Origin of the sequence: Catenulispora sp. MAP12-49, assembly GCF_041262705.1 — a bacterium.
Lineage (GTDB): Bacteria > Actinomycetota > Actinomycetes > Streptomycetales > Catenulisporaceae > Catenulispora.
This window is the reverse complement of sequence record NZ_JBGCCP010000018.1, coordinates 121,360-144,965: the sequence shown is the minus strand read 5'-3', so window position 1 is coordinate 144,965 and position 23,606 is coordinate 121,360. Positions and strand designations below refer to the sequence as shown.

The following is a 23,606-nucleotide window of genomic DNA, read 5'->3' as shown; positions in this document are numbered from 1 at the left end:
GAGTCCTTAGTCTGCGAGGTGTGCGCCGATGCGGAGGAGCTGCCGGGTGGCGGTGCCGAGGGTCTGCTCGATCTGCTGGCCCCGGACGAAGTAGCGGTGCAGCGGGTAGTCGGTGTCCACGCCGATCCCGCCGTGCAGATGCTGCGCGGCGTGCAGGACGCGCGATCCGGCGTCCCCCGCGTGGAACTTCGCTATGGCGACGTCGGCGGAGATGTCCGCGGAGGAGGCGGAGTGGCCGCCGCGCGCGGCGTCGTCCATCAGCCAGGCCGCGTGCAGCACGCACAGGCGCAGGGCCTCGGCACTGATGAAGGCGTCGGCGGCGCGCTGGGCCACGGCCTGGAACGAGGCGATCGGCTCGCCGAACTGCTTGCGGGTGCTGGTGTAGCGCGCGGTCATGGCGACCGCCTCGGTGCACACGCCGGAGGCCTCGGCCGCATAGGCGACGGTGCCCAGGTCGCGCAGCCAGTCCACCGCGTCGCCGCCGCGGGCGAGCAGCGCCTCGGCCGGGACGCTCACCGCGTCCAGGTCCAGGTCGGCGTACGGCTGCCGCCCGGTGGCCAGCAGCGGGGTCACCTTCAGCGCCGAGCGCGGAACGACGAACAGCGCCGGCGTGTCCTCCAGAAGGGCGGGGATCAGGACGGCGTCGGCCAGATCGCCGTACGGGACCATGACCTTGGCACCGTCCAGAACGAAGGTGCCGCCTTCGCCGTGCCGCGCGGTGGTGATCAGGGATTCGGGCTCTCCGGGCTCCTCCAAGGCGGCGGTGACCAGCTTGGCCCCGGAGGCGATGCCGGCGAGCAGGTCCTCGTGGCCGCCGAAACGGGCCAGGGGCAGCGCGCCGAGGGCGATCGCCGCCACCACCGGGACGTAGGCGGTGCGCTTCCCGGCGGCCTCGGCCAGCAGGGCCAGGCCCATGACGCCCAGGTCGCCGTCGTCGGGGAGCAGCGCGGAGACGGCTCCGGCGCCGGCCAGCGCGCGCCAGGCCTGCGCGTCGTGCACGGAGCCGTTGCCGCTGCCGCGTGCCTCCTTCTCCAGCTCGGCCAGACGCTCGTTGCCGCAGTGGTCGGCGAGGATCTGGTCGACGAGGTCGACCAGCGCCCGCTGGTCCTCGGTCAGCTCGAAATCCATGGCGGGCTCCTGGGCTCTAGTGGTTCTGATGGCTCTAGTGGTTCTGACGGCTCTAGTGGCGGGGGATGCGCGGCATGTTCAGCCCGAACAAGGCGATCAGGTCGCGCTGGATCTCGTTGGTGCCGCCGCCGAAGGTGAGGATCAGCACCCCGCGGTAGGCGCGCTCGACCCGGCCGGCGAGCAGGGCGCCGGGGGAGTCCTTCTTCAGCGCGCCGGCCGCGCCGAGCACCTCCAGCAGCAGGCCGTACGCCTCGCAGTAGAGCTCGGTGCCCCAGACCTTGGTGGCCGAGGCGTCGGCGACGTCGAGTTCGGCGGAGGCGGCGACCTTCCAGTTGAACAGCCGCAGCGCCGAGAGCTTGGCCTGGATGCGCGCCAGGTGCACCCGGACCCACTCGCGGTCGATGACCCGGGTGCCGTCGGCCAGCTTGGTCTGCCGGGCCCACTCGACCACCTCGGTGAACGGCCGCTCCAGCGACCCCGACGAGCACAGCGCCACCCGCTCGTGGTTGAGCTGCGTGGTGATCACGCGCCAGCCCTCGCCGGGCTCGCCGATGATGTTCTCGGCCGGGACCCGGATGTCGGTGTAGTAGGTGGCGTACGTGGAGGCCTCGCCGATGGTGTGGATCGGCGTGTGGGTGAAGCCCGGATCCGAGGTCGGGACCATCAGGATCGAGATGCCCTTGTGCTTCTTGCCGGTCCGCTGCGGGGCCTCGGGGTCGGTGCGGCAGGCCAGCCAGACGTAGTCGGCGTGGTCGGACAGCGAGGTGAAGATCTTCTGCCCGTTGACCAGGTAGTGCCCGCCGTCAGGCTCCAGCACGGCGCGCGTCTTCAGGCTGGCCAGGTCGGTCCCGGACTCCGGCTCGGAGTATCCGATGGCGAACATGCACTCCCCGGCCAGGATGCGCGGGAGGAGTTCGGACTTCTGCTTCGCGGTGCCGAAGCGCATGATCGCCGGCCCGACCGCGTTGATGGTCAGGAAGGGCACCGGCGCCCCGGCCCGCTGGGCCTCGTCGAAGAACACGAACTGCTCGACGGGCGTGAACCCCTGTCCGCCGTACTCCTCGGGCCAGCCCACGCCCAGCCAGCCGTCACGGCCCATCTGCCGCACCGCCTCCCGGCTGCGCGGCCCGCCGAACTCGCCGGTGGACATCTCCTCGGCGACCTCGGGGGTGACCAGCTCGGTGAAGTAGGCGCGGAGAGTGTCGCGCAGCTGCGCCTGCGCCTCGGTGTACGCGATCCGCATGAGGTGAATTAGAACGTGTTCCATCTGCGATGGCAAGGGTTTCTGATGGATCATCAGATCCGTGCGCCGGGTCGCCCGAACGGGTTCGAGCAAGGGCGATCAAGGGTCGGGGCTGGTCGGCTGGCGGGACGGGCATGCCGCCGATCCGGGGAACGGAGCGCTGATGAGCACGCAGAGCGGAGCGAACGGAGATCCGGTGCCGCGGCCGGAAGGGGAGGGGTCGAGCCAGACGCCACCGGTGGGGAGTCAGCCGCCGAGCCAGCCGCCGAGCCAGCCGCCGAGCCAGCCGGCAGTCGGCCAACCGCACCCGCCGCCGACTCAGCCGGCAGTCGGCCAACCGCACCCGCCGCAGCCCGAGTATCAGGGCCCGCCGCACTTCACCACGCCGCCGCCCGGCGCGCAGCCGCACCATGCCCCGCCGCCGCACGCGCCGAACCACCAGCCCCCGCGGCCGGCCGTCACCGTCCCGCTGGGCAAGATGCTCTACCTCTGCGTCGCGGCCCTCGGCGTGATCAACCTGTTCCTCGGCTACGTCAGCACCGGCGACGGCGACTCCATGAACCTCTACAAGGCCGCCGTCGCCATCTACACCCTGGCCCCGACCATGTTCTTCCTGGCCGGCCTGGTCGCGGTGCGCGAGTTCCTGCCGCGCGAGCGGGCGCCGGGCGCGCTGCCGGCGATGATCACCACCGCGATCTTCGTCACCCTCGTGCTCTCGGCGATCAGCTCCGACGGGGCCGGTGACCTGCAGACGCTCTTCCTCGTCTTCGGCGCCATCCAGTTCCTGCTGTCCTGGCTGGCATACCTGTTCGACTCCGGCATCTTCGCCGCGCGCCGATAGCCCGCTGTTGCCGCTCCCGGGTCACATCTTCGAGTGGTCCCACGACGCGGTCCGCTTGGCCCGCACCCGCGCCACCACGCGCTTGTGCGCCTGCTGCTCGACGAAGGGGCGCATCGCCTCGGCGTCGGCGCCGAAGACCTCGGGGTAGCGCGCGGTCAGGGCCATGCCGAAGGCGAGGACCCGGTCGTAGTCCTCGATCAGGTCCACCTCGCCGTACACGGTGACGCCGCGCAGCTCGTTGTAGGCGATGCCGTCTTCGAGCAGGCACGTGATCCGCGGATCACGCCGCAGGTTCACCGCCTTCTGGGACTTGCCGTACGTCCAGAAGGCCAGGTCGCCGTCGAGCAGCGCGTAGTACATGGTGACCAGGTGCGGCGTGCCGTCGGCGTTCGCCGAGGCGATCTGGAGCTTGCGCCCCGCGGCGAAAAAGGTTTCGATCTCATCATCGGACATCCGGATGCGGTCCCGCTGGCTCATGGCGAAAAGTAGAACAGGTTTCGATCGATGACGGCAAGGCTGAAGGCGTACGTCCGGCGCGAGCTGAACGCCAGCGTGCACGGCTCCGGCGGGCTGCGCCTGAAGGAGCGCTACTCCAGCCCGCCCGGCGACCCCGGTCTGTTCGGGCCCGGCGCGGTGACCTGGCGCGTGCACTCCGACGCCCCGGGCATGCTCATGGGCGGCTTCGCCTCGCTGATGCTCCAGTCGCTGCACCCGCTGGCGATGGCCGGCGTCGATCAGCACTCCGACTTCCGCACCGACCCGCTCACCCGGCTGAACCGGACCGTCGCCTACGTCCTGTCGACGACCTTCGGCTCCACCGAGGTCGCCGAGGCCGCGGTCGCGCACGTCCGCGAGCGCGTCCACCCGCACATCAACGGCAACGCCCCCGACGGCCGCCCCTACAGCGCCGAGGACCCGCACCTGCTGACCTGGGTCCACGTCGCCGAGGTGCGCTGCTTCCTGGCCGGCTACGAGCGCTTCGGCGCGCCGCCCCTCACCGCCGCCGAACGCGACCAGTACTACCGCGAGGTCGCGGTCCCGGCGCGGATGCTGGGCGCGCGCGACGTCCCCGAGTCGGCCGCCGAGGTCGCGAGCTACCTGCGGGACATGCAGCCCGAGCTCCAGGCCACCGAGGCGGCGATCGAGGGCATCCACTTCATCCGGAAGTTCGGCGCCGACCCCCGGGAGCGCGCCGCCGTCCGGGTCCTGATGAACGGCGCCTCGGCGCTGCTCCCGGACTGGGCCCGCGACCCGCTCCAGCTGGGGCGCTCCGACGCGGTCCGGCTGTTCGTCGACCGCCCGCTGGCCCAGGCCGCGGGGCGCACGCTGCGCTGGGCGATGGAGCCCTCGGAGATCGTCGGGACCGCCTACGCGCGCATGGGGCTGACGCCGCCCCGCCGGCACCTCGGCTGGCGGACGGCGCCGGGCGCTTCGCAGGGCTAGCCGTCCCGTCGAAATCTCGAAGCTCGTGCGATGCGGCTTGGGCTAACGTCCGATGCGTGCATGACCAGCCGCGCCCAGGAACCCGTCCTGCCACATCCGATCAGGGCCCGCATCGCCAACTGGACCAGAACGCCGGCCCCGCGCTGTGGGGCGAGCTGGTCGCGCGGACCTTCGCCTCCCGGGCGTGGTCGAAGGCCACAGCCAGGTGTCGCCGGCCGACTCCAGAGCGGTGTTCCTGGCCGACCAGCCCGCGGAACGTTCGCCCGAGACGTCTCTGGCGCCGGGCAAGCGGCTGGAACCGGTCCACGTGCATGGCGTCACCGACACCAGCGTCCACCTGGTGCTTCCCGCCGGCCGAGGCGCACGGCTGGTGGAGCTGGGCTGGGCCGAACCTCACCAGTTCGGTGATTTCGGCACCGAGTACATGGCCTACGGGCCGCGAACCGAGGCCGAGGTGGCGATCGTGCTCTCGATCATCCAGGAGAGCCTGGCGTTCGCTCGCTCGGCGCCGGCCGACTAGCCGTCCCCCAGCACCCGCGGCAGCCCGAAGGAGGCCGCCACCCCCGCCTCGAAGTGCGTCAGCTCGTCGACCCGGTCCCCGGAGTAGCGCGCCACCAGCATCCCGACGCAGTGCAGCTTGTCGGTCACCCGGTCCAGCGCGTACTCGCCCCACGCCGGCTGCCCGTTGGCGCGCGTCGGCACCAGGCGGCAGATCGCGCGGCGGTGCGCCTCGATGGCCGTGAAGAAGCCGCGGACGTTCTCCGTCCCCTGGTACTCGAACGGCATCGGAGGCATCCGGATCCAGATGTCGTCGGTCATCAGCGCCAGGAGGGCGTCGATGTCGTGCGAGGTGAACGCCGCGACGAACCGCTCGGTCAGCTCGCGCTCCTGCGGACTGCCGGGCACCGGCCCCGGACGCTCCGGCCCCCGCGCCGTCGCGTCCAGGGTGGCGCGCGCCCGCTTCAGAGCGCTCGTCACCGCGCTCTCCGTCAGGTCCAACAGCTCGGCGGCCTCGGCGGCGCGGTAGCCGAGCACGTCCCGCAGCAGCAACACCGCACGCTGGTTCGGCGGCAGCAGCTGCAACGCGGTCAGGAACGCCAACGAGATCGCCTCGGCCGTCTCGTACCTGGCCTCCGGCCCGGGCTCCCCATCGGGTAGCCGATCGAGCAACAGGTCCGGATACGGCTGGAGCCACAGCACCTCGTTGTGCGCCGAGGGCTCCGGCACCGGCGCCGGGAAGGCCGCCGCGGGCTGCGGACGCCGGCCTGCCGAGCGCAGCGTGTTCAGACACCGGTTCGTGGTGATGCGGTGCAGCCACGTCCGCAGCGAGGAGCGCTCCTCGAACCCGGCCAGCCCGAGCCACGCCGCCAGCAGCACCTCCTGCAGGGTGTCCTCGGCGTCCTGGAAGGACCCGAGCATCCGGTAGCAGAGCAGGTGCAGCTCGCCCCGGTACGGCCCGACCAGTTCGGCGAAGGCCTCCCGGTCGCCGGACCGGGCGCGGTGCAGCAGCTCGGCCGACATCTCCACGGTGTCCACCACCTCTCCTCGTTCTCACAACCCATGCACAACCCATGGGAGCGCTCACCTGTCCAGACACCAGGAGGGGCGGAAAGTGGGCGCTCCTCGGCCACCCAGTTTCCGATCGCGGCCGGGTCAGTGGAGGTGTCAGCGAAAAACCGCCTCCGATCGGAGTGAGCCACCATGGCGAACGACTTCCTCACCGGCAAGACCGTCCTGGTCACCGGATCCAGCCGGGGACTGGGCCGCGCGCTCGTCGACGCGGCCCTGGACCAGGGCGCGCAGCGGGTCTACGCCGGGGCCCGCAACCCGGCCGCCCATCCCGACGCGCGCGTCGTCCCGCTCCGGCTGGACATCACCGACGTCGACCAGATCGAGCTCGCGGCGAAGGCCGTCGAGGAGCTGGACGTCCTGGTCAACAACGCCGGGGCGGCCTCCTACGCGGAGATCGACGACCGCGAGGAGCTGGACCGGATGCTCGCGGTCAACCTCTACGGGCCCTACGACGTCTCGCACGCCTTCCGGCACCACCTCACCGCCTCGCGGGGGACGCTGGTGAACGTGCTGTCCACCACCTCGGTCGCCGCGGTGCCGGTCTTGCCCGCCTACTCGATCTCGAAGGCGGCGGCGTACTCCTTCACCCAGGTGCTGCGGGCGCTGCTGGCGCCCAAGGGGGTGAAGGTGCACGCGGTCCTGGCCGGGCCGCTGGACACCGACATGTCGCAGGACCTGGACATCCCCAAGACCGCGCCGGACGCGGTGGCGGCGGAGATCCTCGCGGCGGTGGCCGCCGGGACCGAGGACGTCTTCCCGGACCCGTTCGCCGCGGCGCTGGCGGCGGGCTGGGCGGACGCCCCGGTCACGCTCATGCAGCGGGCGGCGGCCGAGATGGTCGCGGCCTGAGCGGATCCATCAGGCAGCCGCCGCCCCCGGCCTCATCAGGGCCGAGGGCGGCGGCGCGCCGTCGTCAAGCGATCAGGCGAATCAGGCGGTCAGGCGGTAAGTCGGTAAGTCGGTCAGAAGATCAGACCGCGGTGGGCGCCGCGAACGACCCCCAGGCGGCCGCCACCACCGCGAGCTGCCGCCAGGCGTCCTCCGGACGCTCCAGCTCCGCCGGGTCGCCGTGGTACGGGTCCAGCACCGTGATCTCCGACCCCAGCGCGCGCAGCCGGTCCAGGTCGTCCAGGACCTGCTCCAGCGTGCCGATGCCGGCCTGGCGGTCCGGGTCGGTGACCGGCTCGGGCGTCAGCCGCAGCTTGATCCGCGGCGCCAGCGTCGGCACCTCGCGCCCGGCCTCGTCGGCGAACGCCTTCAGCCGCCCGACCGCGTCCTGGATCCAGTCCATGGTGAAGCCCAGCGGGTGCCAGCCGTTGCCGGACACCACCGCGCGCCGGATGCCCGCGTCGCTGTTGCCGCCGATCCACACCGGCGGCCCCGGCAGCTCGTCGGGGGCCAGCGCCGGCGCCACGCCCTCGACGCCGCCGCCCCAGATCTGGTGCATCTCGTCCAGGTGCTCGTCGGTCAGCGCGCCGCGGCGGTTGAACGGGACCTCCAGGGCCGCGAACTCCTGACGCGCCCAGCCGACCCCGACACCGAGCACGAAGCGCCCGCGCGAGAGCCGGTGCAGGCTCGCCGCCATCTGCGCGGTCAGCGCCGGCTGGCGGTAGGGCATGATCAGGACCGTGGTGCCCAGGCGGATGCGCTCGGTGCGTCCGGCCAGCCAGGCCAGGGTCGTGAAGGGGTCGTGGAACGGTCCCGGATAGGTCTTCGCCACGTCCTCGGTGACCAGCACGTGGTCGGACATCATCAGCAGGTCGAAGCCCAGGCCCTCGGCGACGTGCGCCCAGCGTTCCAGCACGTCCACCGACGTGGCGGCCCCGAAATTCGGGACGTTGACCCCCAGCCGCACGGGCCTGTTCCTTCCGCTCGCCTCCGGCCCGCACCGGACCGGTCACCCCGAAAAACTACCGCGCCGGGGACGTCTGTTCCCGGCGCGGCTCCTCAGTTGTGCTCGATGCTCGGCAGTCGCGCTCAGCGCCCCGCGGCCGGAGCCGGGCTCCCAGCAGGAATCTCCGGCAGCTCCCCGTCCTCGGCGGTCAGCGGCCGCGCCACCAGCTTGCGGTCGTCGCTGGTCAGGCAGCGGCCGGAGGCCAGGTCGAACTGCCAGCCGTGCATCGAGCAGGTCAGCACCCCGTCGGCGACCGTCCCGAAGCGGGTCAGGTCGGCCTTCAGGTGCGGGCAGTGCCGCTGCACCGCGAAGCCCTCGGCCTTGGCCAGGTCGGTGACGTCGCTGGACTCCGCGTAGTAGCCCTCGACGTACGTCATGTGCTCTTCGGACAGCGACTTGAAGAACGTGTAGATGTACTCGTTGTAGGGGCCCTTGCGCGAGGCCTGGAACCGGCAGGACAGGAACAGCTCGTTCACCCAGTCCGGGGTCCGGGTCCGCACCAGGTGCTCGATCAGCGGCCGGTCGGTGCGGAACCGGTAGCGGCACTCGGCCTCGCCGTCCCAGGTGCCGATCGTGCGGGTCAGGAAGTCGAAGACGATCTGGTCGTCGACCTCGCCGCTGCCGGGGTCCACGGTCTCCAGCAGGATCCGGCCGTTCAGCCCGGCGCAGGTGTGGTCGGCCCAGGCCAGCAGCGGCTCGACCCACTCCTTGAGCTGGCCGACCAGGTCGGACTTGTCCTGCGGCAGCCCGGCGTGCATCGCGTCGATCTGCGGCTGCGCGCGCTTCTGGTACTCCGTGAGGTAGGTACGGCGCCGGCCGTAGATCTCGTCGATCTGCGCCTGCGGGACCTGCTCGATCTCGCACTTGCCGTCCGCGCCCAGGACCACGGTGGTGCCGGGGACGAACAGGTGGCCGTTGTCGTGGCCCTGCTCGCGCATGAACTCCAGGAACGCCAGCTGGCTCGGGAAGACGTTCGTGGGGTCGTCGTCGAAGTCGTTGATCGCGAACAGGCCGTCGCGCTCGTCCAGGAAGCAGGGCGGGCCGGCGAACGGGAACACCTGCTTGGCCTGGTACTGGTCGACGTAGCGCAGCGCGCGGGCCATGCCGTTCTCGCGCTTGCGGCGGCCGACCGTGGCCTTCATCCGGTCCGGGAAGTCATAGACCATCGGGTACCAGATGGCGCCGGAGTACTGAAGGAAATGCGCGTCGTACGGGCCGAAGGCACCGACCGGGCCGTCCTCGACCGGGCGGGCGTCGTTCTGGTTGAAGATGCGCACCTCGCCGTCGTCGATCGCGATGCCGCTGTCGCCCAGCGGGCCGTCGGTCGGCGTGATCAGCGCGTCGATGAGGATTCTCAAGCCCCCGGGGAGCTCGGTGACCTCCCGGTTGCGGGTCTGCACGAAGTTCCGGAAGCCCAGCTTCTCCAACTCGTCGCGCAGGTCCGGGACCTGGTAGTCGGGGAGCAGGACGGTGGTGTCCTTCGACATGTTCTCCGCCAGCCAGTGCGGGTCGAAGTGGTCGTGGTGCAGGTGGGAGACGAACAGATACTCGGCGTCGCGGATCCCGGCCGGGTCGGCGGCGGAGCCGAAGGCCGAGTTGTCCGGGAAGGGGAACCAGGACGCGAAGTACGCCGGGGTGAACCACGGGTCGCAGACGATCCGGCCGGCGGCGGTCTCCACCAGCATGCCGGCGTGACCAATCGACGTGATGCGCATCGATCCAACGTATCGCACCGCGAGACCCCCGAACGGTACTCTGCCACCGGGGAGGATCACAGCTGGTTTTTCCCGAGGGCGACACCAGGGGGCAGTGAGTCAAGTGATCGTGGACGGGGTTCTTCTCGGCAACCGCACGGACAGCGACCCGGCGCTGACCGTACGGCTGGCGTGCCTCGCCGACGAACTCGGCTATGAGGAGATCTGGCTGGGGGAGTCGACCGGGCACGACGCCTTCGCGCTCGCCGTGGCCGTGGCCGCGGCGGCCGGGGAGCTGCCCTCGGGGTCCGCCGATCCTGATGCCAAGGCCCGGGCCGCCGGCGCCAGCCCGGCCACCGCCGGCGAACTGCAGCGCAATAGCCCGGCCCGGCCCCGCGCCGCCCTCACCCTCGGCCCGCTCCCGGCCGCCGTCCGGGACCCGGTCACCGCGGCCCGCGGTGCCGCCAGCGTGGCCGCGCTCACCGGCCGGGACATCGGCCTGGCCCTGACCGCCTCCACCGGCCTGGTGGTCGTGGACTGGCACGGCCGGCCGCGCACCGACCCGGCCACCGCGCTGGCCGAGAGCCTGTCCGTGCTGGGCCCGCTGACCCGCAACGAGCCGGTCAGCTTCCAGGGCGTCTCGGTCCGCTCGCGCGGCTTCCGTTCGCGGCTGGAGCCCTCCCACGCCTCGCTGACCGTCCTGGCCTTCGGACTGGAGGCCTGCGAGGTCGCCGTGGGCCGCGCGGACCGGGTCGCGGTGCCGCTGGCGACCGTCGAGCATGCCGCGCGCATCAAGGCCCGGCTGGCTCTGACCTCCGACCGGATGAACCGCGCGGTGCCCCGTTTAGCCGTCTTCCTGCCGACGGTCGTCGACCCGAACGCCGAATCCCTGGACTGGATCCGGCGTTCGCTGTTGCCGTACCTGGACGCCGACGGCTTCGGCCGGATGTTCGCCGAGGCCGGGCACGGCGAGCTGATCGACCTGGCGCGCGGCGGGGCGCACGAGCGCTCGCTGCTGGCCGCGATGCCCCTGGACGTGCTGCGCTCCATAGCCGCGGTCGGCGACCTCAACCAGGTCTGCTCGGCGTTCGAGGACTACCGGCAGGCCGGGGTCGACGAGATCGTGATGCTGCCGGAGTCGCACGACGCCGGTGTGATTGAGCACACCATCCGGGCACTAGCGAAGTAGTGGCGCGCTGGCAGAATCTTTGATGCGAGCGTGTCCTAGCGCACACGCGAGAATAATCGCAACAAAGGAGTTGCCACATATGACGGAACCAGGCGTGCCACCGCACACCCTTCCGCACCATGACCTGCCCGAGCTGACTGCGGAGATCCTGCGCGGCGGGGCGGAGAAGTACCACGCGGCCAATGAGAAGAAGGGCAAGCTGTTCGCCCGCGAGCGGGTCGAGCTGCTGGTCGACGAGGGGTCGTTCGTCGAGGACGGCCGGTTCGCCAACGCCATGGCCGGCGACCTGCCCGCCGACGGCGTGGTCACCGGCACCGCCCGGATCGCCGGCCGCCCGGTGTGCCTGATGGCCAACGACTCGACCGTCAAGGCCGGGTCCTGGGGCGCGCGGACCGTCGAGAAGATCATCCGGATCATCGAGACCGCCTACCGCACCGGCGTGCCGATGGTCTATCTGGTGGACTCCGCCGGCGCGCGCATCACCGACCAGGTGGACCTGTTCCCGGGCCGGCGCGGCGCGGGCAAGATCTTCCACACCCAGGTCCGGGCCTCCGGCTCGATCCCGCAGGTCTGCGCCCTGTTCGGGCCCTCCGCCGCGGGCGGGGCGTACATCCCGGCGTTCTGCGACGTGGTGATCATGGTCGAGGGCAACGCCTCGATGTACCTGGGCAGCGACCGGATGGTCGAGATGGTCACCGGGGAGAAGACCACGCTGGAGGCCATGGGCGGCGCGCGGGTGCACTGCGCCGAGTCCGGCGTCGGGCACTTCCTGGTCAAGACCGAGCAGGACGCGCTGGACACGGTCAAGCAGTACCTGTCCTACCTGCCCTCCAACTGGCAGCAGGACGCCCCCGCGGCCGAGGCCGCGGACTCCCCGGCGAACATCGATCTCGCGGCCCTGGTTCCGGTCAGCGAGCGCCAGGCGTTCGACATGCGCCGCTTCATCAAGGGCCTGGTCGACACCGACTCGTTCTTCGAGATCCACGCGCTGTGGGCCCGGGAGCTGACCGTCGGTTTCGCCCGGCTGGACGGCAAGCCGGTCGGCATCGTGGCGAACAACCCGATGTTCAAGGGCGGCGTGCTCTTCGTCGACTCCGCCGACAAGGCCACGCGCTTCATCCAGCTCTGCGACGCGTTCAACGTGCCGCTGCTGTTCCTGTCCGACGTGCCCGGGTTCATGGTCGGCACGGCCGTGGAGAAGCAGGGCATCATCCGGCACGGCGCCAAGATGATCACCGCGGTCTCCGAGGCCACGGTCCCGAAGATGTGCGTGGTGGTCCGCAAGGCCTACGGCGCCGGCCTGTACGCCATGGCCGGCCCCGGCTTCGAGCCGGACGCCACCATCGCCCTGCCCACCGCCAAGATCGCGGTGATGGGCGCCGAGGCGGCGGTGAACGCCGTGTACGCGAACAAGATCGCGGCCATCGAGGACGACGCCGAGCGCGCGGCCTTCGTCGCCGACAAGCGGGCCGAGTACGAGACCGACATCGACTTCGTGCGCCTGGCCAGCGAGCTGGTGATCGACGACATCGTCGAGCCGGCCGACCTTCGGACTTCCCTGATCGCCCGCTACCGCGCGGCTGAGGGCAAGGACCGTTTCTTCTCCCGGCGCCGCCACGGCGTCACCCCGGTCTGAGCGGAGGACCTCCCATGGATCACCGGTTGAGTGAAGACTACGAAACCCTGCGCGCCACCGTGGAGGAGTTCGCCCACGACGTCGTCGCCCCCAAGATCGGGGCGTTCTACGAGCGCGAGGAGTTCCCCTACGAGATCGTGGCCCAGATGGGCCGCATGGGCCTGTTCGGCCTGCCCTTCCCCGAGGAGTACGGCGGCATGGGCGGCGACTACTTCGCCCTGTGCCTGGCCCTGGAGGAGCTGGCCCGCGTCGACTCCTCGGTCGCCATCACCCTGGAGGCGGGCGTCTCCCTGGGCGCCATGCCGGTCTACCGCTTCGGCACCGAGGAGCAGAAGCAGCAGTGGCTGCCCAAGCTCTGCTCCGGCGAGATGCTCGGCGCCTTCGGCCTGACCGAACCCGGCGGCGGCTCCGACGCCGGCGCCACCCGCACCACGGCGGTCCTGGAGAACGGCGAGTGGGTGATCAACGGCACGAAGTGCTTCATCACCAACTCCGGCACCGACATCACCGGCCTGATCACCGTCACGGCGGTCACCGGCACGAAGGAAAGCGGCGCCAAGGAGATCAGCACCATCATGGTCCCGGCCGGCACCCCCGGCCTGACCGTCGCGCCGAAGTACAGCAAGGTCGGCTGGAACGCCTCGGACACCCGCGAACTGTCCTTCGCGGACGTCCGCGTCCCGGAGGCGAACCTCCTGGGCGAGATCGGCCGCGGCTACGCGAACTTCCTCCGCACCCTGGACGAAGGCCGCATCGCCATCGCCGCCCTGTCCACCGGCCTGTCCCAGGGCTGCGTCGACGAATCGGTGAAGTACGCCCACGAACGCGAGGCCTTCGGCCGCCCCATCGGGGCCAACCAGGCCATCCAGTTCAAGCTGGCGGACATGCGCCTGCGCGCCCACACCTCCCGCCTGGCGTACTACGACGCCGCCAGCCGCATGCTCGCCGGCGAGCCCTTCAAGGCCGAGGCCGCGATGGCGAAGCTGTACTGCTCGGAGTCCGCGGTGACCAACGCGCGCGAGGCGACGCAGATCCACGGCGGCTACGGGTTCATGAACGAGTTCCCGGTCGCGCGCATGTGGCGGGACTCGAAGATCCTGGAGATCGGCGAGGGGACCTCTGAGGTCCAGCGCATGCTGATCGCGCGGGACATGGGGCTGCCGAACGCGTGACGTCCGGCGGCTCCGGTTCGTCCAGTTCGTCCGGGGCGGCGTCAGCAGACTGCTGACGCCGCCCCGCGGTCGTTCAGGACAGCGGGTACTGCGGCGCCAGGGCGGCGGCGATGTCGGTGGCGACCGTATCGGCGTAGTTGACGTTCGGGGTGCTGGAGGGGCCGTCGGTGGTGCTGACCGCGATGGACAGGTCCTGGGACGGCAGATAGGCCTGGATGGCGAAGTAGCCCGAGAAGGACGGGTTCTGCACGACCCAGGTGTTGATCACCTGCACGCCGAAGCCGTAGTGCGCGGCCTCGGTGTTCAGGCGGCAGATGCCCGGAGGGCACTTGCTCGCGTCACCCAGCCCCACCGTCCCCGGATTGAGCTGGAACTGGAACCACGCGGGGGAGAGCAGTTGGCCGGAGCCGATGGCCCGCGCGGAGGTGGCCAGGTCGCAGACGTTCTGGGTGAGGATCGCGCCATGGGCCGTGGTCCAGGACGGGTTCCAGAAGGTGGACTCCTCGTAGGTGCCGCGCTCTGAGGTGAACGCGTGTACGGGGTCTGGGATCGGGGGCTTGGCGTTGATGAACGTGTTGTCCAGACCCAGCGGCTCCAGGACGCGCTTCTTCAGGAGCTGGTCGAGCGGGACGCCGGTGATCTTCTCCAGGGCCTCGCCCTCGAGGACGAAGTTGGCGTGCGAGTAGCTCCAGTTGGTGCCTGGCGCGTACCAGAGGTCGTGGTGGAACGGGTAGGCGAGGACGTCGTCCTCGGTCCAGTACCGGAACGGGTGGGACTCGACCTCGTTGAGGAAGTCCGGGTCGACGACGTAGTCGTGCAGCCCTGAGCTGGAGTTGCCGAGCTGCCGCAGGGTGATCTTGTCCGCACCCTTGACCTGCAGGATCTTCGGCACATAGCGCGCGGCCGGGGCGTCGATGTCGACGACGCCCTGCTGCGCCAGCTGGAGCAGGATAGTGGCCATGTAGGCGATGCCCACGGAGCCGGTCCGGAACTGCATGTCCGTGTCGGCGGGGATGCCCGTCATCGACTCGCCCAGGGCGTTGGTCAGTAGGTTCTGCCGGCCGCGGGTGACCTTGAGGATGACGGAGTTGAGGCCGAACTTCGCCTTGTCGGCCTTGGCGATGTTCTGGATCTGGAGCCCGGCGCCGCGTGCGGGCTCCGGCGAGCTTTCACACGTGCTCCTGTTCGAGGTGCCGGCCAGGGCGGGTGCCGAGGTGGCCGGGATGAGTGCGGCGGTGACCAGGGTGGCGGCGCCCAACAGGGCCGCGGTCCGGTTCTTCCGGGATGTCCGTGACAGTGACATGTCGCCTAGTAAAGACATTGATTGAACCCCCGGGCGGGTAACACGCCGGTCGCTACGCCGAAGGCGTTTCTCGCCGCTCGCGCCGGGGGAGGCGGCTGCGTATGGATGAGATCGTTTCGGACCAGCCGCAGTCCTTCGCCTGGGGCGTGTGGAACAAGCGCCATCCGATCCTGATCAAGCAGATCCAGGACTCCTTCCCCTACCCGGCCGAGATCCGCCGGGCCCTGGACGCGCTCCTGGAGGAGACGGTCTCCGGAGACATCCAGCAGCTCCCGTCCGACGCCCACGACGCCGCGCTCTGGCACCTGTGGGACCGGGGCTGGTACGGCCGGCCGTGGCTCAGCGCGCCCTTCCTCTGGGCCGAGTCGTTCTTCTATCGCAGGCTGCTGGAGGCGGTCGGCTACTTCCGGCCGGGCCCGTGGCAGGGCGTCGACCTGTTCGGCCCTGCGAAGGCGGCCGAGCTGGCCACGCCGGCCGTCGCCGCGGAGCTGGCCGCGCTGCACGACGTCGCGGGCGAGCCCATCGCCGCCCAGCGGCGCGCGCTCCTGGAGGCGTCGCTGTGGGGCAACCGGGCCGATCTCGGGTTCCGCATCACCGCGGCCGCCGAGGGTGCCACGACCGATCTGGTCGCCGATGACAGTGTGGCGCTCTGGTCGATCCTGGACGCCGCGCCGAACCCGGTCGTGCACCTGGTCGCCGACAACGCCGGGCGCGAGCTGCTGGCCGACCTGATTCTCGTCGACCAGATGCTGGCCACAGGCGCTGCCGCCCGCGTGGTGATGCATGTGAAGCCGCAGCCGTACTACGTGTCCGACGCCACCGGCGCCGACGTGGTCGCCGTCCTGCGCCGCATCGGCGAGGGCCCCGGCACCGCCGCCAAGACCGCCCAGCGGCTCTGGAACGCGCTGTCCGACGGCACGGTCGGCTTGCGCACGCACCCCTTCTGGTGCGCGCCGCTCCCGTACCGCGACCTTCCCTACGAGCTCGCCGACGACCTGTCCCGCGCGACCTTGGTCATCCTGAAGGGCGACCTCAACTACCGCCGCCTCGTCGGCGACCGTGCCTGGCCGCCCACCACGCCCTTCGCGGAGCTGACCGCCTACTTCCCGGCGCCGGTGGCGACGCTGCGCACGCTGAAGTCCGACGTCGCGGTCGGGCTCACGGCGCAGACCGTCGCGAAGCTCGACGCCACCGGGACCGCGTGGCGGACCAGCGGCGAGTACGCGTTGATCCAAGTGCACAGCAAGTGAGCCCCGCCGCATCCGCGACGGGGCCCACCTCAAAACCTCAGTGTCCGGACGACATCAGTGTCAGGACGTACCTCGGCGCCAGGACGTACCTCGGGGTCAGGCGTTGGCCTTGACCTTCTGGGTCTCCTCGATCAGAACCACCAGGGCCGCGATCAGGCCGGCGACCAGGTTGCGGGAGGTCTCGTCGACCAGGTTGCCCTCGCCGTCGAAGCGCTCCCAGTTGTTGCCCACGTGGACCTCGGGCTTGGTGACGACCTTGGCGTCGAGCCAGTGGAACACGTCGCGCAGGTGGTTCTGGGCGCGGACGGTGCCGAAGCCGCTGCCGGAGGCGCCCATGACGGCGACCGGCTTGCCGGTCAGGACCGACTCGCCGTAGGGGCGGGAGGCCCAGTCCAGGGCGTTCTTCAGGACGCCGGGGATCGAGTAGTTGTACTCGGGGCTGGCGATCAGGACGCCGTCGGCGGCGGCGATCTTGGCGCGGAACTCGGCCACGTTCGCCGGGACGTCGGACTCCAGGTCCTGGTCGAAGAAGGGCAGCTGGCCGATGCCGTCGTAGATCTCGATCTCCACGCCCTCGGGGGCGAGCTGCTTGGCCGCGCGGACCAGGGCGGTGTTGGTGGACGCCTTACGGAGGGCGCCGGAGAAGGCGAGGATCTTGGTGGTCACTTCTGAGCTCCCGGGGTCTGGGGGTTCTGCTGGTTCTGGGGGGGTCTTGCCTGGTCGTGCCTGGTGTAGCCCGCCGTGGCGCGGACCGGGACGGGTCTGCGTCGGGCGTAGTCGGTAACGCTGCGTGAGCTGGTTACCTTTCGTAAGGATGAAGGTAGGCGTCGTGCTTACGGTTGTCAAGTCGCCTACGGAAGGTAAGCTAGGTCCATGGCCGACAACACCGCGACGCAGCACGAGGAGCACCTGAGCTCCTTCTGTCCGCGCTTCCACACCGCGGTGGAGATCATCGGGCGGCGCTGGTCCGGGGCGATCCTCCGGGCGATGCTCGCCGGCTCCACCCGCTACACCGACATCGCCTGCTCCGTCCCCAAGCTCTCCGACCGCCTGCTCTCCGAACGTCTGAAGGAGTTCGAACAGGTGGGCCTGGTCGAGCGCGTCGTGATTCCCGAGACCCCGGTGCGCGTGGAGTACCACCTCACCCAGAAGGGTGCCGAGCTGGAACCGGCGTTCCAGCAGCTCGCCGAGTGGGCCGAGAAGTGGATCGAGCTCCCGCCGCTGCCGGAGGGCGTGGAGTGCCAGGAGTCGTTTTTGGAGCCCGGCGAGGGACGCTAATCTGACGCTTGTCAGGCGTGATCACGGCCACGAGCCAGCGGCACGCAGCCACCGCGAAGTTGGGGGACGACGATGTCCGCAGCCGACCAGCCCGCCGCGTTCGGGGAACTCCTCTGGACGCCGACCGACGCGCAGGCTCTTGGCTCGCCGCTGCAGCGCTACCTGGACTGGCTCCCCAAGCAGGGCGTCGGGCCGTTCCCGGCCTACGCCGACGCCTGGCAGTGGTCCGTGGACCACCCCGCGGAGTTCTGGGAAAGCCTCTGGCGCTACTTCGAGGTGCAGTCCGCGACCCCGTTCGAGGCCGTCCTCCCCGACGCCGGGATGCCCGGCGCGCGCTGGTTCCCCGGCGCCACCCTGAACTTCGCCGAGCACGTCTTCCGCGCCGCCTCCGAGGACCGCCCGGCCCTGCTGTTCGTGGAGGAGGGCGCCGAGCCTGTCGAGGTCTCCTGGGCCGAGCTGCGCCGCCAGGTGGCCGGTCTGGCCGCCACGCTGCGCTCCTGGGGCGTCGGCGTCGGCGACACCGTCGCGGCCTTCCTGCCCAACACCCCGCACGCGATCATCGCCCAGCTGGCCGTGGCCTCGCTCGGCGCGGTGTGGTCCGCCTGCGGCCCCGACTTCGGCACCCAGGGCGTCCTGGACCGCTTCGCGCAGATCGAGCCGAAGGTGTTCATCGGCGTCGACGGCTACCGCTACGGCGGCAAGCGCATCGACCGCCGCGCCGAGTGCATGGAGACCCGCGACGCGCTGCCGACGGTCGAGCACACCGTCTGGGTCGACTACCAGTTCCCGGACGGCCCGGCGTGCGCCGAGAGCATCCGCTGGGCCGAGGCGGTCGCGGGCCCGGAAGGGGCCGAGCCGGCCCTGGTCTTCGAGGCCGTGCCCTTCGACCACCCGCTGTGGATCCTGTACTCCTCGGGCACCACCGGCCTGCCCAAGGGCATCGTCCACGGCCACGGCGGCATCCTGCTGGAGCACTACAAGGCCATCGCCTTCCACATGGGCGTCCAGGAGGGCGACCGCTTCTTCTGGTACTCCTCCACCAGCTGGATGATGTGGAACGTGGTCCTGGGCTCGCTGCTGCTCGGCGCGACCGCCGTGCTCTACGACGGCAGCCCGGCCTTCCCGGACGTCAGCGGCCTGTGGCAGCTCGCGGAGAAGACCGGCGCGACGATGCTCGGCACCAGCGCCGGCTATCTGATGGCCTCGCAGAAGGCTGATCTGCACCCCGGCCGCGACCTGGACCTGTCGGCCCTGCGCGCGATCGGCTCCACCGGCTCCCCGCTGCCCCCGACGGGTTTCCGCTGGGTCTACGACGCGGTGGGCTCGGACATCTGGCTGAACTCGCTGTCCGGCGGCACCGACGTGTGCACCGCCTTCGTCGCCGGCAACCCGCTGCTGCCGGTCTACTCCGGCGAGATCCAGTGCCGCGCCCTGGGCTGCCGCGTGGAGTCCTGGGACGCCGCGGGCCACCCGCACCTCGGCGAGGTCGGCGAACTGGTCCTGACCGCGCCGACACCGTCGATGCCGGTGAAGTTCTGGAACGACCCCGACGGCCACAAGTACCACGACGCCTACTTCGACGTCTTCCCCGGCGTCTGGCGGCACGGCGACTGGTGCACCATCACCGAGCGCGGCGGCGTCATCATCCACGGCCGCTCGGACTCCACGCTGAACAAGCAGGGCGTCCGCATGGGCTCGGCGGACATCTACGAAGTCGTGGAGAAGCTCCCGGAGATCCGCGAATCACTGGTGATCGGCGTGGAACTGCCCGACGGCGGCTACTGGATGCCGCTGTTCGTGCACCTCGCGCCCGACGCGGTCCTGGACGACGACCTCAAGAAGCGCGTGGCCGCCGCGATCCGCGCCGAACTCACCCCCCGCCACGTCCCCGACGAACTCGTCGAGATCCCCGGCGTCCCCCACACCCGCACCGGCAAGCGCCTGGAGATCCCGGTGAAGCGCCTGCTGACCGGCGCCGACCCGGCGAAGGCGGTGAACCTCGGGACCGTGGACGATCCGGCGCTGATCGAGTGGTTCATCGAGTACGCGCGGCGCCGCGACTCAGAGAACTGAGTATCTGAGCGGATGTCCCCGCGGCCGAGCGGGGACATCCTTGGCAGGTGTCGATTTCCGGTGCGATCATTTATGGCGTCGCGGCCTTTGTGGGCATCGCTGTGCTGGCCCGCGCGGCCAGGCCCAAGCGGCGGCCCGTGCCGCCGCCGAGATCCACGGAGCGGCACGGCTTCCGGCGCGAGCATCCGTGGGCCACGCTCGGGATCGTTCTCGGGGCCGTCGCGGCCGTCCTGGTGTTCGTGGCCGGTGTGATCGCGTTCCACTACGCCTTGATCATCGGCGTGTGGTGGTACGCCTGCCGGGGCGGCGCGTGCTGAGTCCGCCGCCGGACCCGTGAAAGGCGCGGCGGCCGGCCAGTCAGCCTGCTACAGCCCGCCCTGCCCCGGGGGCAGCCCGAACCGGTCGGAGCGCACCGACAGTTCGGCGAACCGCGGCGCCGGCTGCGGGGACCACGGGTCCCCGGGCACCGTGCGGAAGTTGGCCCGGAACTCGACGACCAGCGCGTCGAAGACCGGGGTGCCGCTCATGGATCCGGCGGCCGCCATGCGGGAGCCGCCCCTGCTGTTCTCATACATTGTCAAACCACTGTCTTCCGGCCGACGCGCGGCGGGAACGAAGGTGTTCACCGTCCGGACCTGCTTCTGACTCAGACCACGTCGACCAGGTCGGCGATCGACTTCACGATCCGGGAGGGCCGGAAGGGGAAGCGGTCGATCTCGTCGGCCTGGGTCACGCCGGACAGCACCAGGAAGGTCTCCAGGCCCGCCTCGATGCCGCACAGCACATCGGTGTCCATGCGGTCACCGATCATCGCGGTCACTTCCGAGTGCGCCTCGATCTTGTTCAGACCCTCGCGCATCATCAGTGGGTTCGGCTTACCCACGAAGTAGGGCTCCACACCGGTGGCCTTCGTGATGAGCGCCGCGACGGCGCCGCAGGCCGGCTGCGGGCCCTCCGGGGTCGGGCCGGTGGCATCGGGGTTGGTGGCGATGAAGCGCGCGCCGCTGGACACCAGGCGGATGGCGCGGGTGATGGCGTCGATGCTGTAGGCGCGGGTCTCGCCCAGGACCACGTAGTCCGGGGACGCCTCGGACAGGGTGTATCCGACGTCGTACAACGCCGTCGTGAGCCCGGCTTCCCCTATGACGTAGGCGGTTCCGTTGGGCCGCTGGCCGTCCAGGAACTGCGCGGTGGCCAGCGCCGAGGTCCAGATGTGCTCCTCGGGCAGCGGGATGCCCAGGTTCGTCAGACGCGCCGACAGGTCGTGCGGGGTATAGATCGAGTTGTTGGTCAGGACCAGGAACGGCCGGTCCTTGCTCCGAAGCCGGCGGATGAACTCGTCCGCGCCGGGGATCATGTGTCCCTCGCGGATCAGGACGCCGTCCATGTCGGTCATCCAGCATTCGACTGGCTTGCGGTCATGCACTTCGATCTGCTCCTGGAATGGAAGGGAACATTGCGATGGTGGCGACCATCATTCCAGAAGTGAAAAGTTTTAGCGCCGGTGCGCGTGTCGCCTCGCGGCGGAAAGCTCGCCGCGGCTCCAGCCGAACGGTATTCCACGACGGCGTAAATTGAGGCCCGGGGACATCTTCTACGCACCGGCGTCCCCGAGGGTAGCACGAACGATCAGTATATTGTCCAAAGCCCCTGGTCAAACGGTTGCGCAGAGAGCCTCGGCAGCGCCTCCGGGCCGGGTGCGGACGGTCTGTGATCAACCGAACAGCGCAGAACCGTTCGCGCCCCCAGTGGATCTTCGCCGAACCTGCTTGAGGGTTCCGCGCATCCGCGGGCCGTATCAGGAGGAGTTGGACCATGAAGAGCCGTACGCTCAAGCTCACCGCGACCGCGAGCGCCACCGTGCTGCTCGCCGGCTTCGGGGCCGTCGCCGCCACGTCTGCTTCCGCCGCGACCGCGCCGGCCGCCGCCGTCACGCACACGGCCGCCGTGCCGATGGGCGCTCCGGTATCGGCTCACCACCCGGCCTGGTGGCCCTGGTGCGAGATCGACCTGCTCGGCCCGGTGCTGTGCATCAACCTTTGACGGTCCGCGCCCACGGATGACCGACGGGGCCGGACGACTTCGCAGTCGTCCGGCCCCGCCGTTGTCTCAGAACCCTGTTTTTCTCGGAACCCTGTCTTCCTCACTGCTTCCCGGCCGGCGCCGCCACGGCGCTGCCCTCGGGCAGCACGCCGGCGTCGGCCACCGCCGGCACGTCGGGGGTGACGGTCGCCGCGGTGGCCGCGGCCGCCTGCTGCGCGGCGATCACCGGGTTGATCAGCACCACCGCGTCGCTGTCCGCGGTGTCGGCGGTGGCCACCCGGGCCTCGACCATCTGCCCCGGGATCGCCGTGCCGCGCTTGAAGAAGTGCGAGTGCACGTGCTCGTCGTGGTGGACCAGACCGTCCCAGCGGCGCGCGTCGAGCGTGCGGATCAGCGGGATGTGGCGCAGTTCCAGGGTGAGCAGCGTCGCCACGGTCGCCGCGATCGACTCCTTCACCAGGCCCAGGCCGCAGGCCGCGCCGATCGCCGAGCAGGCGAAGATGCTCGCCGCGGTCGTGATGCCGTGCAGCACCTCGTGCTCCTGGACGGTCTGCCGGAAGCACAGGCCGCCGCCGATGAAGCCGATACCGGTCACCGCGCCGGCCAGGATCGTGCTCGCGCCGTTGCCGGCCAGCACGCCGATCAGCGCGGTGGCCGCGCCCAGCAGCGAGAAGGTCCGGTCGCCGGCCATCGCGCCGCGGATCTGCCGCTCGAAGCCCAGGGCGAAGGTCAGGCCCCAGGCCAGGGCGATGCGGCCGACGGCGTCCCAGTGGGTCGGGACGTGGATGTTGTCGGCCGAGGGTATGGCTGCCAGTAGGACGGCCCCCACTGAGTGCATGTCTGTGGTCCTCCCCTGATGTCCTCTGCGAATCCAACGGAACGATAGAGGTACGGGGGGCGGGGCCGGTACTCGAAGGCTGAACACCTCACGGCCGTGATCGAACAGTTATGCAACGCCGATACCCCTCTGGAAGATCACGCGCAGGGGGTACCGTATCGCCCATGGTGTCAGCGCTGGGCAACCGGCTGGCCGCCGGCCTGTGGGGCTGGCTGGCCAAGGCCGGGAAGGTGCACGCGGGCTCGCCGGCCGCCCGCCGTTTCGCCGCGTTCGGCGAGGGGTCCACTATGGCCTTCCCGCCCGGCACGGTCTTCGGGGAACGCTATATATCCGTGGGCGCGCACGTGCTCATCGGCGCCGGCGTCACCATCTCCGCCGGTTTCATCCCGGGCCTGGATCTCGGCCCGGACACCCTGGTGCGGATCGGCGACGGCGTGGTGCTCGGCAGGGGCAGCCACGTGGTCGGCCACCGCTCGATCGACATCGGCGACGACGTGTACACCGGCCCCAACGTCTACATCACCGACCAGAACCACGGCTACGACGACCCCGACGTCCCGATCGGCAAACAGTGGCCCAGCGAGGCCCCGGTGCGGATCGGGTCGGGCTGCTGGATCGGCACCAACGCGGTGATCCTGCCGGGCACGGTCCTGGGCCGCAACGTGGTCGTGGCGGCCGGCAGCGTGGTCCGCGGGGAGTTCCCGGATCACTGCGTGGTCGGCGGTGTCCCGGCCAAGATGCTGCGCCGGTATGAGGCCTCGACCGGCTGGGCCCGGGTGGATTCCCTCCAGCCCCAGACGAGGAAAGCCAGTCCGGCCAACGGATAGAGCGAACTGAGCAGCATCTGCAGCGGGTTCAGGTCCGGGGAGGGGCCGATCACCTTGTGCGGCACAGCCCAGATCAGGAACGACAGGAACACCGCGCACCACGCCGCCGCGGCCCTCGGCTCCCGCACGGCCAGCAGCATCACCGCCGGAACGGCCCACACCCAGTGGTGCGACCAGCTGAT

24 protein-coding genes are annotated in these 23,606 nt (G+C 70.6%); 13 read left to right on the top strand and 11 right to left on the bottom strand.

The window, feature by feature from the left end:
- Positions 1-6: 6 nt before the first annotated feature.
- Together ABIA35_RS29280 and ABIA35_RS29275 are read right to left on the bottom strand one after the other, a co-directional pair.
- The gene (locus tag ABIA35_RS29280) at positions 7-1,128 is read right to left on the bottom strand and encodes an acyl-CoA dehydrogenase family protein (RefSeq protein ID WP_370359982.1); all 1,122 of its coding nucleotides are present in this window, start codon (positions 1,126-1,128) and stop codon (positions 7-9) included.
- 52 nt (positions 1,129-1,180) lie between these two features.
- A complete protein-coding gene (locus ABIA35_RS29275; protein ID WP_370342232.1) occupies positions 1,181-2,371 on the bottom strand; it encodes an acyl-CoA dehydrogenase family protein in 1,191 nt (396 codons plus the stop codon).
- 163 nt (positions 2,372-2,534) lie between these two features.
- Here ABIA35_RS29275 and ABIA35_RS29270 point away from each other — a divergent pair, with 163 nt between their 5' ends.
- Positions 2,535-3,212 (top strand): DUF5336 domain-containing protein, encoded by a 678-nt coding sequence (locus tag ABIA35_RS29270; RefSeq protein WP_370359981.1) that lies wholly within the window; start codon positions 2,535-2,537, stop codon positions 3,210-3,212.
- A 21-nt stretch (positions 3,213-3,233) separates the two neighbouring features.
- On the opposite strand, the gene ABIA35_RS29265 is transcribed toward ABIA35_RS29270, so the two are convergent.
- A complete protein-coding gene (locus ABIA35_RS29265; RefSeq protein WP_370342235.1) occupies positions 3,234-3,689 on the bottom strand; it encodes a pyridoxamine 5'-phosphate oxidase family protein in 456 nt (151 codons plus the stop codon).
- 27 nt (positions 3,690-3,716) lie between these two features.
- Here ABIA35_RS29265 and ABIA35_RS29260 point away from each other — a divergent pair, with 27 nt between their 5' ends.
- A complete protein-coding gene (locus ABIA35_RS29260) occupies positions 3,717-4,655 on the top strand; it encodes an oxygenase MpaB family protein (RefSeq protein ID WP_370342236.1) in 939 nt (312 codons plus the stop codon).
- A 184-nt stretch (positions 4,656-4,839) separates the two neighbouring features.
- Positions 4,840-5,175, top strand: a complete 336-nt coding sequence (locus ABIA35_RS29255; RefSeq protein ID WP_370359980.1) for a luciferase family protein — start codon at positions 4,840-4,842, stop codon at positions 5,173-5,175.
- Here the strand turns inward: ABIA35_RS29255 and ABIA35_RS29250 are convergent.
- Positions 5,172-6,176 (bottom strand): sigma-70 family RNA polymerase sigma factor, encoded by a 1,005-nt coding sequence (locus ABIA35_RS29250; RefSeq protein ID WP_370360003.1) that lies wholly within the window; start codon positions 6,174-6,176, stop codon positions 5,172-5,174. The two genes, ABIA35_RS29255 and ABIA35_RS29250, sit on opposite strands and share 4 nt — an antisense overlap.
- Positions 6,177-6,356: 180 nt before the next feature.
- Here ABIA35_RS29250 and ABIA35_RS29245 point away from each other — a divergent pair, with 180 nt between their 5' ends.
- Positions 6,357-7,076 (top strand): SDR family NAD(P)-dependent oxidoreductase, encoded by a 720-nt coding sequence (locus ABIA35_RS29245; protein WP_370359979.1) that lies wholly within the window; start codon positions 6,357-6,359, stop codon positions 7,074-7,076.
- A 121-nt stretch (positions 7,077-7,197) separates the two neighbouring features.
- Here the strand turns inward: ABIA35_RS29245 and ABIA35_RS29240 are convergent, their stop codons facing one another.
- Positions 7,198-8,082 carry a TIGR03619 family F420-dependent LLM class oxidoreductase gene (locus ABIA35_RS29240; RefSeq protein ID WP_370359978.1) on the bottom strand — a complete coding sequence of 295 codons (885 nt, stop codon included), beginning with the start codon at positions 8,080-8,082 and terminating at the stop codon, positions 7,198-7,200.
- 122 nt (positions 8,083-8,204) lie between these two features.
- A complete protein-coding gene (locus ABIA35_RS29235; protein WP_370342241.1) occupies positions 8,205-9,836 on the bottom strand; it encodes a Rieske 2Fe-2S domain-containing protein in 1,632 nt (543 codons plus the stop codon).
- Between the two features lie 94 nt (positions 9,837-9,930).
- Here ABIA35_RS29235 and ABIA35_RS29230 point away from each other — a divergent pair, with 94 nt between their 5' ends.
- From ABIA35_RS29230 to ABIA35_RS29220, 3 genes are all read left to right on the top strand, one after another.
- On the top strand, positions 9,931-11,004 hold the full coding sequence (locus ABIA35_RS29230) for an LLM class F420-dependent oxidoreductase (RefSeq protein ID WP_370359977.1): 1,074 nt from the start codon (positions 9,931-9,933) through the stop codon (positions 11,002-11,004).
- 79 nt (positions 11,005-11,083) lie between these two features.
- Complete coding sequence (locus tag ABIA35_RS29225; protein ID WP_370342244.1) at positions 11,084-12,640, top strand: acyl-CoA carboxylase subunit beta; 1,557 nt, start codon at positions 11,084-11,086, stop codon at positions 12,638-12,640.
- A 14-nt stretch (positions 12,641-12,654) separates the two neighbouring features.
- Positions 12,655-13,812: an acyl-CoA dehydrogenase family protein gene (locus tag ABIA35_RS29220; protein ID WP_370342245.1), complete on the top strand. Its 1,158-nt coding sequence runs from the start codon at positions 12,655-12,657 to the stop codon at positions 13,810-13,812.
- Between the two features lie 73 nt (positions 13,813-13,885).
- On the opposite strand, the gene ABIA35_RS29215 is transcribed toward ABIA35_RS29220, so the two are convergent.
- A complete protein-coding gene (locus tag ABIA35_RS29215; protein ID WP_370359976.1) occupies positions 13,886-15,115 on the bottom strand; it encodes a serine hydrolase domain-containing protein in 1,230 nt (409 codons plus the stop codon).
- A gap of 101 nt (positions 15,116-15,216) precedes the next feature.
- Here ABIA35_RS29215 and ABIA35_RS29210 point away from each other — a divergent pair, with 101 nt between their 5' ends.
- Complete coding sequence (locus ABIA35_RS29210) at positions 15,217-16,365, top strand: damage-control phosphatase ARMT1 family protein (RefSeq protein ID WP_370359975.1); 1,149 nt, start codon at positions 15,217-15,219, stop codon at positions 16,363-16,365.
- Between the two features lie 96 nt (positions 16,366-16,461).
- Here the strand turns inward: ABIA35_RS29210 and ABIA35_RS29205 are convergent, their stop codons facing one another.
- The gene (locus ABIA35_RS29205; RefSeq protein WP_370342249.1) at positions 16,462-17,031 is read right to left on the bottom strand and encodes an NADPH-dependent FMN reductase; all 570 of its coding nucleotides are present in this window, start codon (positions 17,029-17,031) and stop codon (positions 16,462-16,464) included.
- Between the two features lie 207 nt (positions 17,032-17,238).
- On the opposite strand from ABIA35_RS29205, the gene ABIA35_RS29200 reads away from it, so the two are divergent.
- The 3 genes from ABIA35_RS29200 (at position 17,239) to ABIA35_RS29190 (ending at position 20,033) form a co-directional block, all read left to right on the top strand.
- Positions 17,239-17,643, top strand: a complete 405-nt coding sequence (locus ABIA35_RS29200; RefSeq protein ID WP_370342250.1) for a winged helix-turn-helix transcriptional regulator — start codon at positions 17,239-17,241, stop codon at positions 17,641-17,643.
- A 72-nt stretch (positions 17,644-17,715) separates the two neighbouring features.
- Positions 17,716-19,716, top strand: a complete 2,001-nt coding sequence (locus tag ABIA35_RS29195; RefSeq protein WP_370359974.1) for an acetoacetate--CoA ligase — start codon at positions 17,716-17,718, stop codon at positions 19,714-19,716.
- A gap of 47 nt (positions 19,717-19,763) precedes the next feature.
- Entirely contained in the window at positions 19,764-20,033 is a 270-nt protein-coding gene (locus ABIA35_RS29190) for a hypothetical protein (RefSeq protein ID WP_370342252.1), read from the top strand.
- A 48-nt stretch (positions 20,034-20,081) separates the two neighbouring features.
- On the opposite strand, the gene ABIA35_RS29185 is transcribed toward ABIA35_RS29190, so the two are convergent.
- Both ABIA35_RS29185 and ABIA35_RS29180 read right to left on the bottom strand, forming a co-directional pair.
- Positions 20,082-20,291: a hypothetical protein gene (locus ABIA35_RS29185; RefSeq protein WP_370342253.1), complete on the bottom strand. Its 210-nt coding sequence runs from the start codon at positions 20,289-20,291 to the stop codon at positions 20,082-20,084.
- A gap of 71 nt (positions 20,292-20,362) precedes the next feature.
- Positions 20,363-21,142, bottom strand: coding sequence for an HAD-IIA family hydrolase (locus ABIA35_RS29180; protein ID WP_370342254.1), 780 nt, complete (start codon positions 21,140-21,142; stop codon positions 20,363-20,365).
- 389 nt (positions 21,143-21,531) lie between these two features.
- Between ABIA35_RS29180 and ABIA35_RS29175 the strand changes: the two genes are divergently transcribed.
- Positions 21,532-21,759: a hypothetical protein gene (locus ABIA35_RS29175; protein WP_370342256.1), complete on the top strand. Its 228-nt coding sequence runs from the start codon at positions 21,532-21,534 to the stop codon at positions 21,757-21,759.
- A gap of 100 nt (positions 21,760-21,859) precedes the next feature.
- Here ABIA35_RS29175 and ABIA35_RS29170 read toward each other — a convergent pair whose 3' ends face one another.
- Positions 21,860-22,597 carry an MgtC/SapB family protein gene (locus ABIA35_RS29170; RefSeq protein ID WP_370342257.1) on the bottom strand — a complete coding sequence of 246 codons (738 nt, stop codon included), beginning with the start codon at positions 22,595-22,597 and terminating at the stop codon, positions 21,860-21,862.
- A gap of 164 nt (positions 22,598-22,761) precedes the next feature.
- On the opposite strand from ABIA35_RS29170, the gene ABIA35_RS29165 reads away from it, so the two are divergent.
- Positions 22,762-23,424 (top strand): acyltransferase, encoded by a 663-nt coding sequence (locus tag ABIA35_RS29165; protein ID WP_370342258.1) that lies wholly within the window; start codon positions 22,762-22,764, stop codon positions 23,422-23,424.
- Positions 23,425-23,606 lie beyond the last annotated feature (182 nt).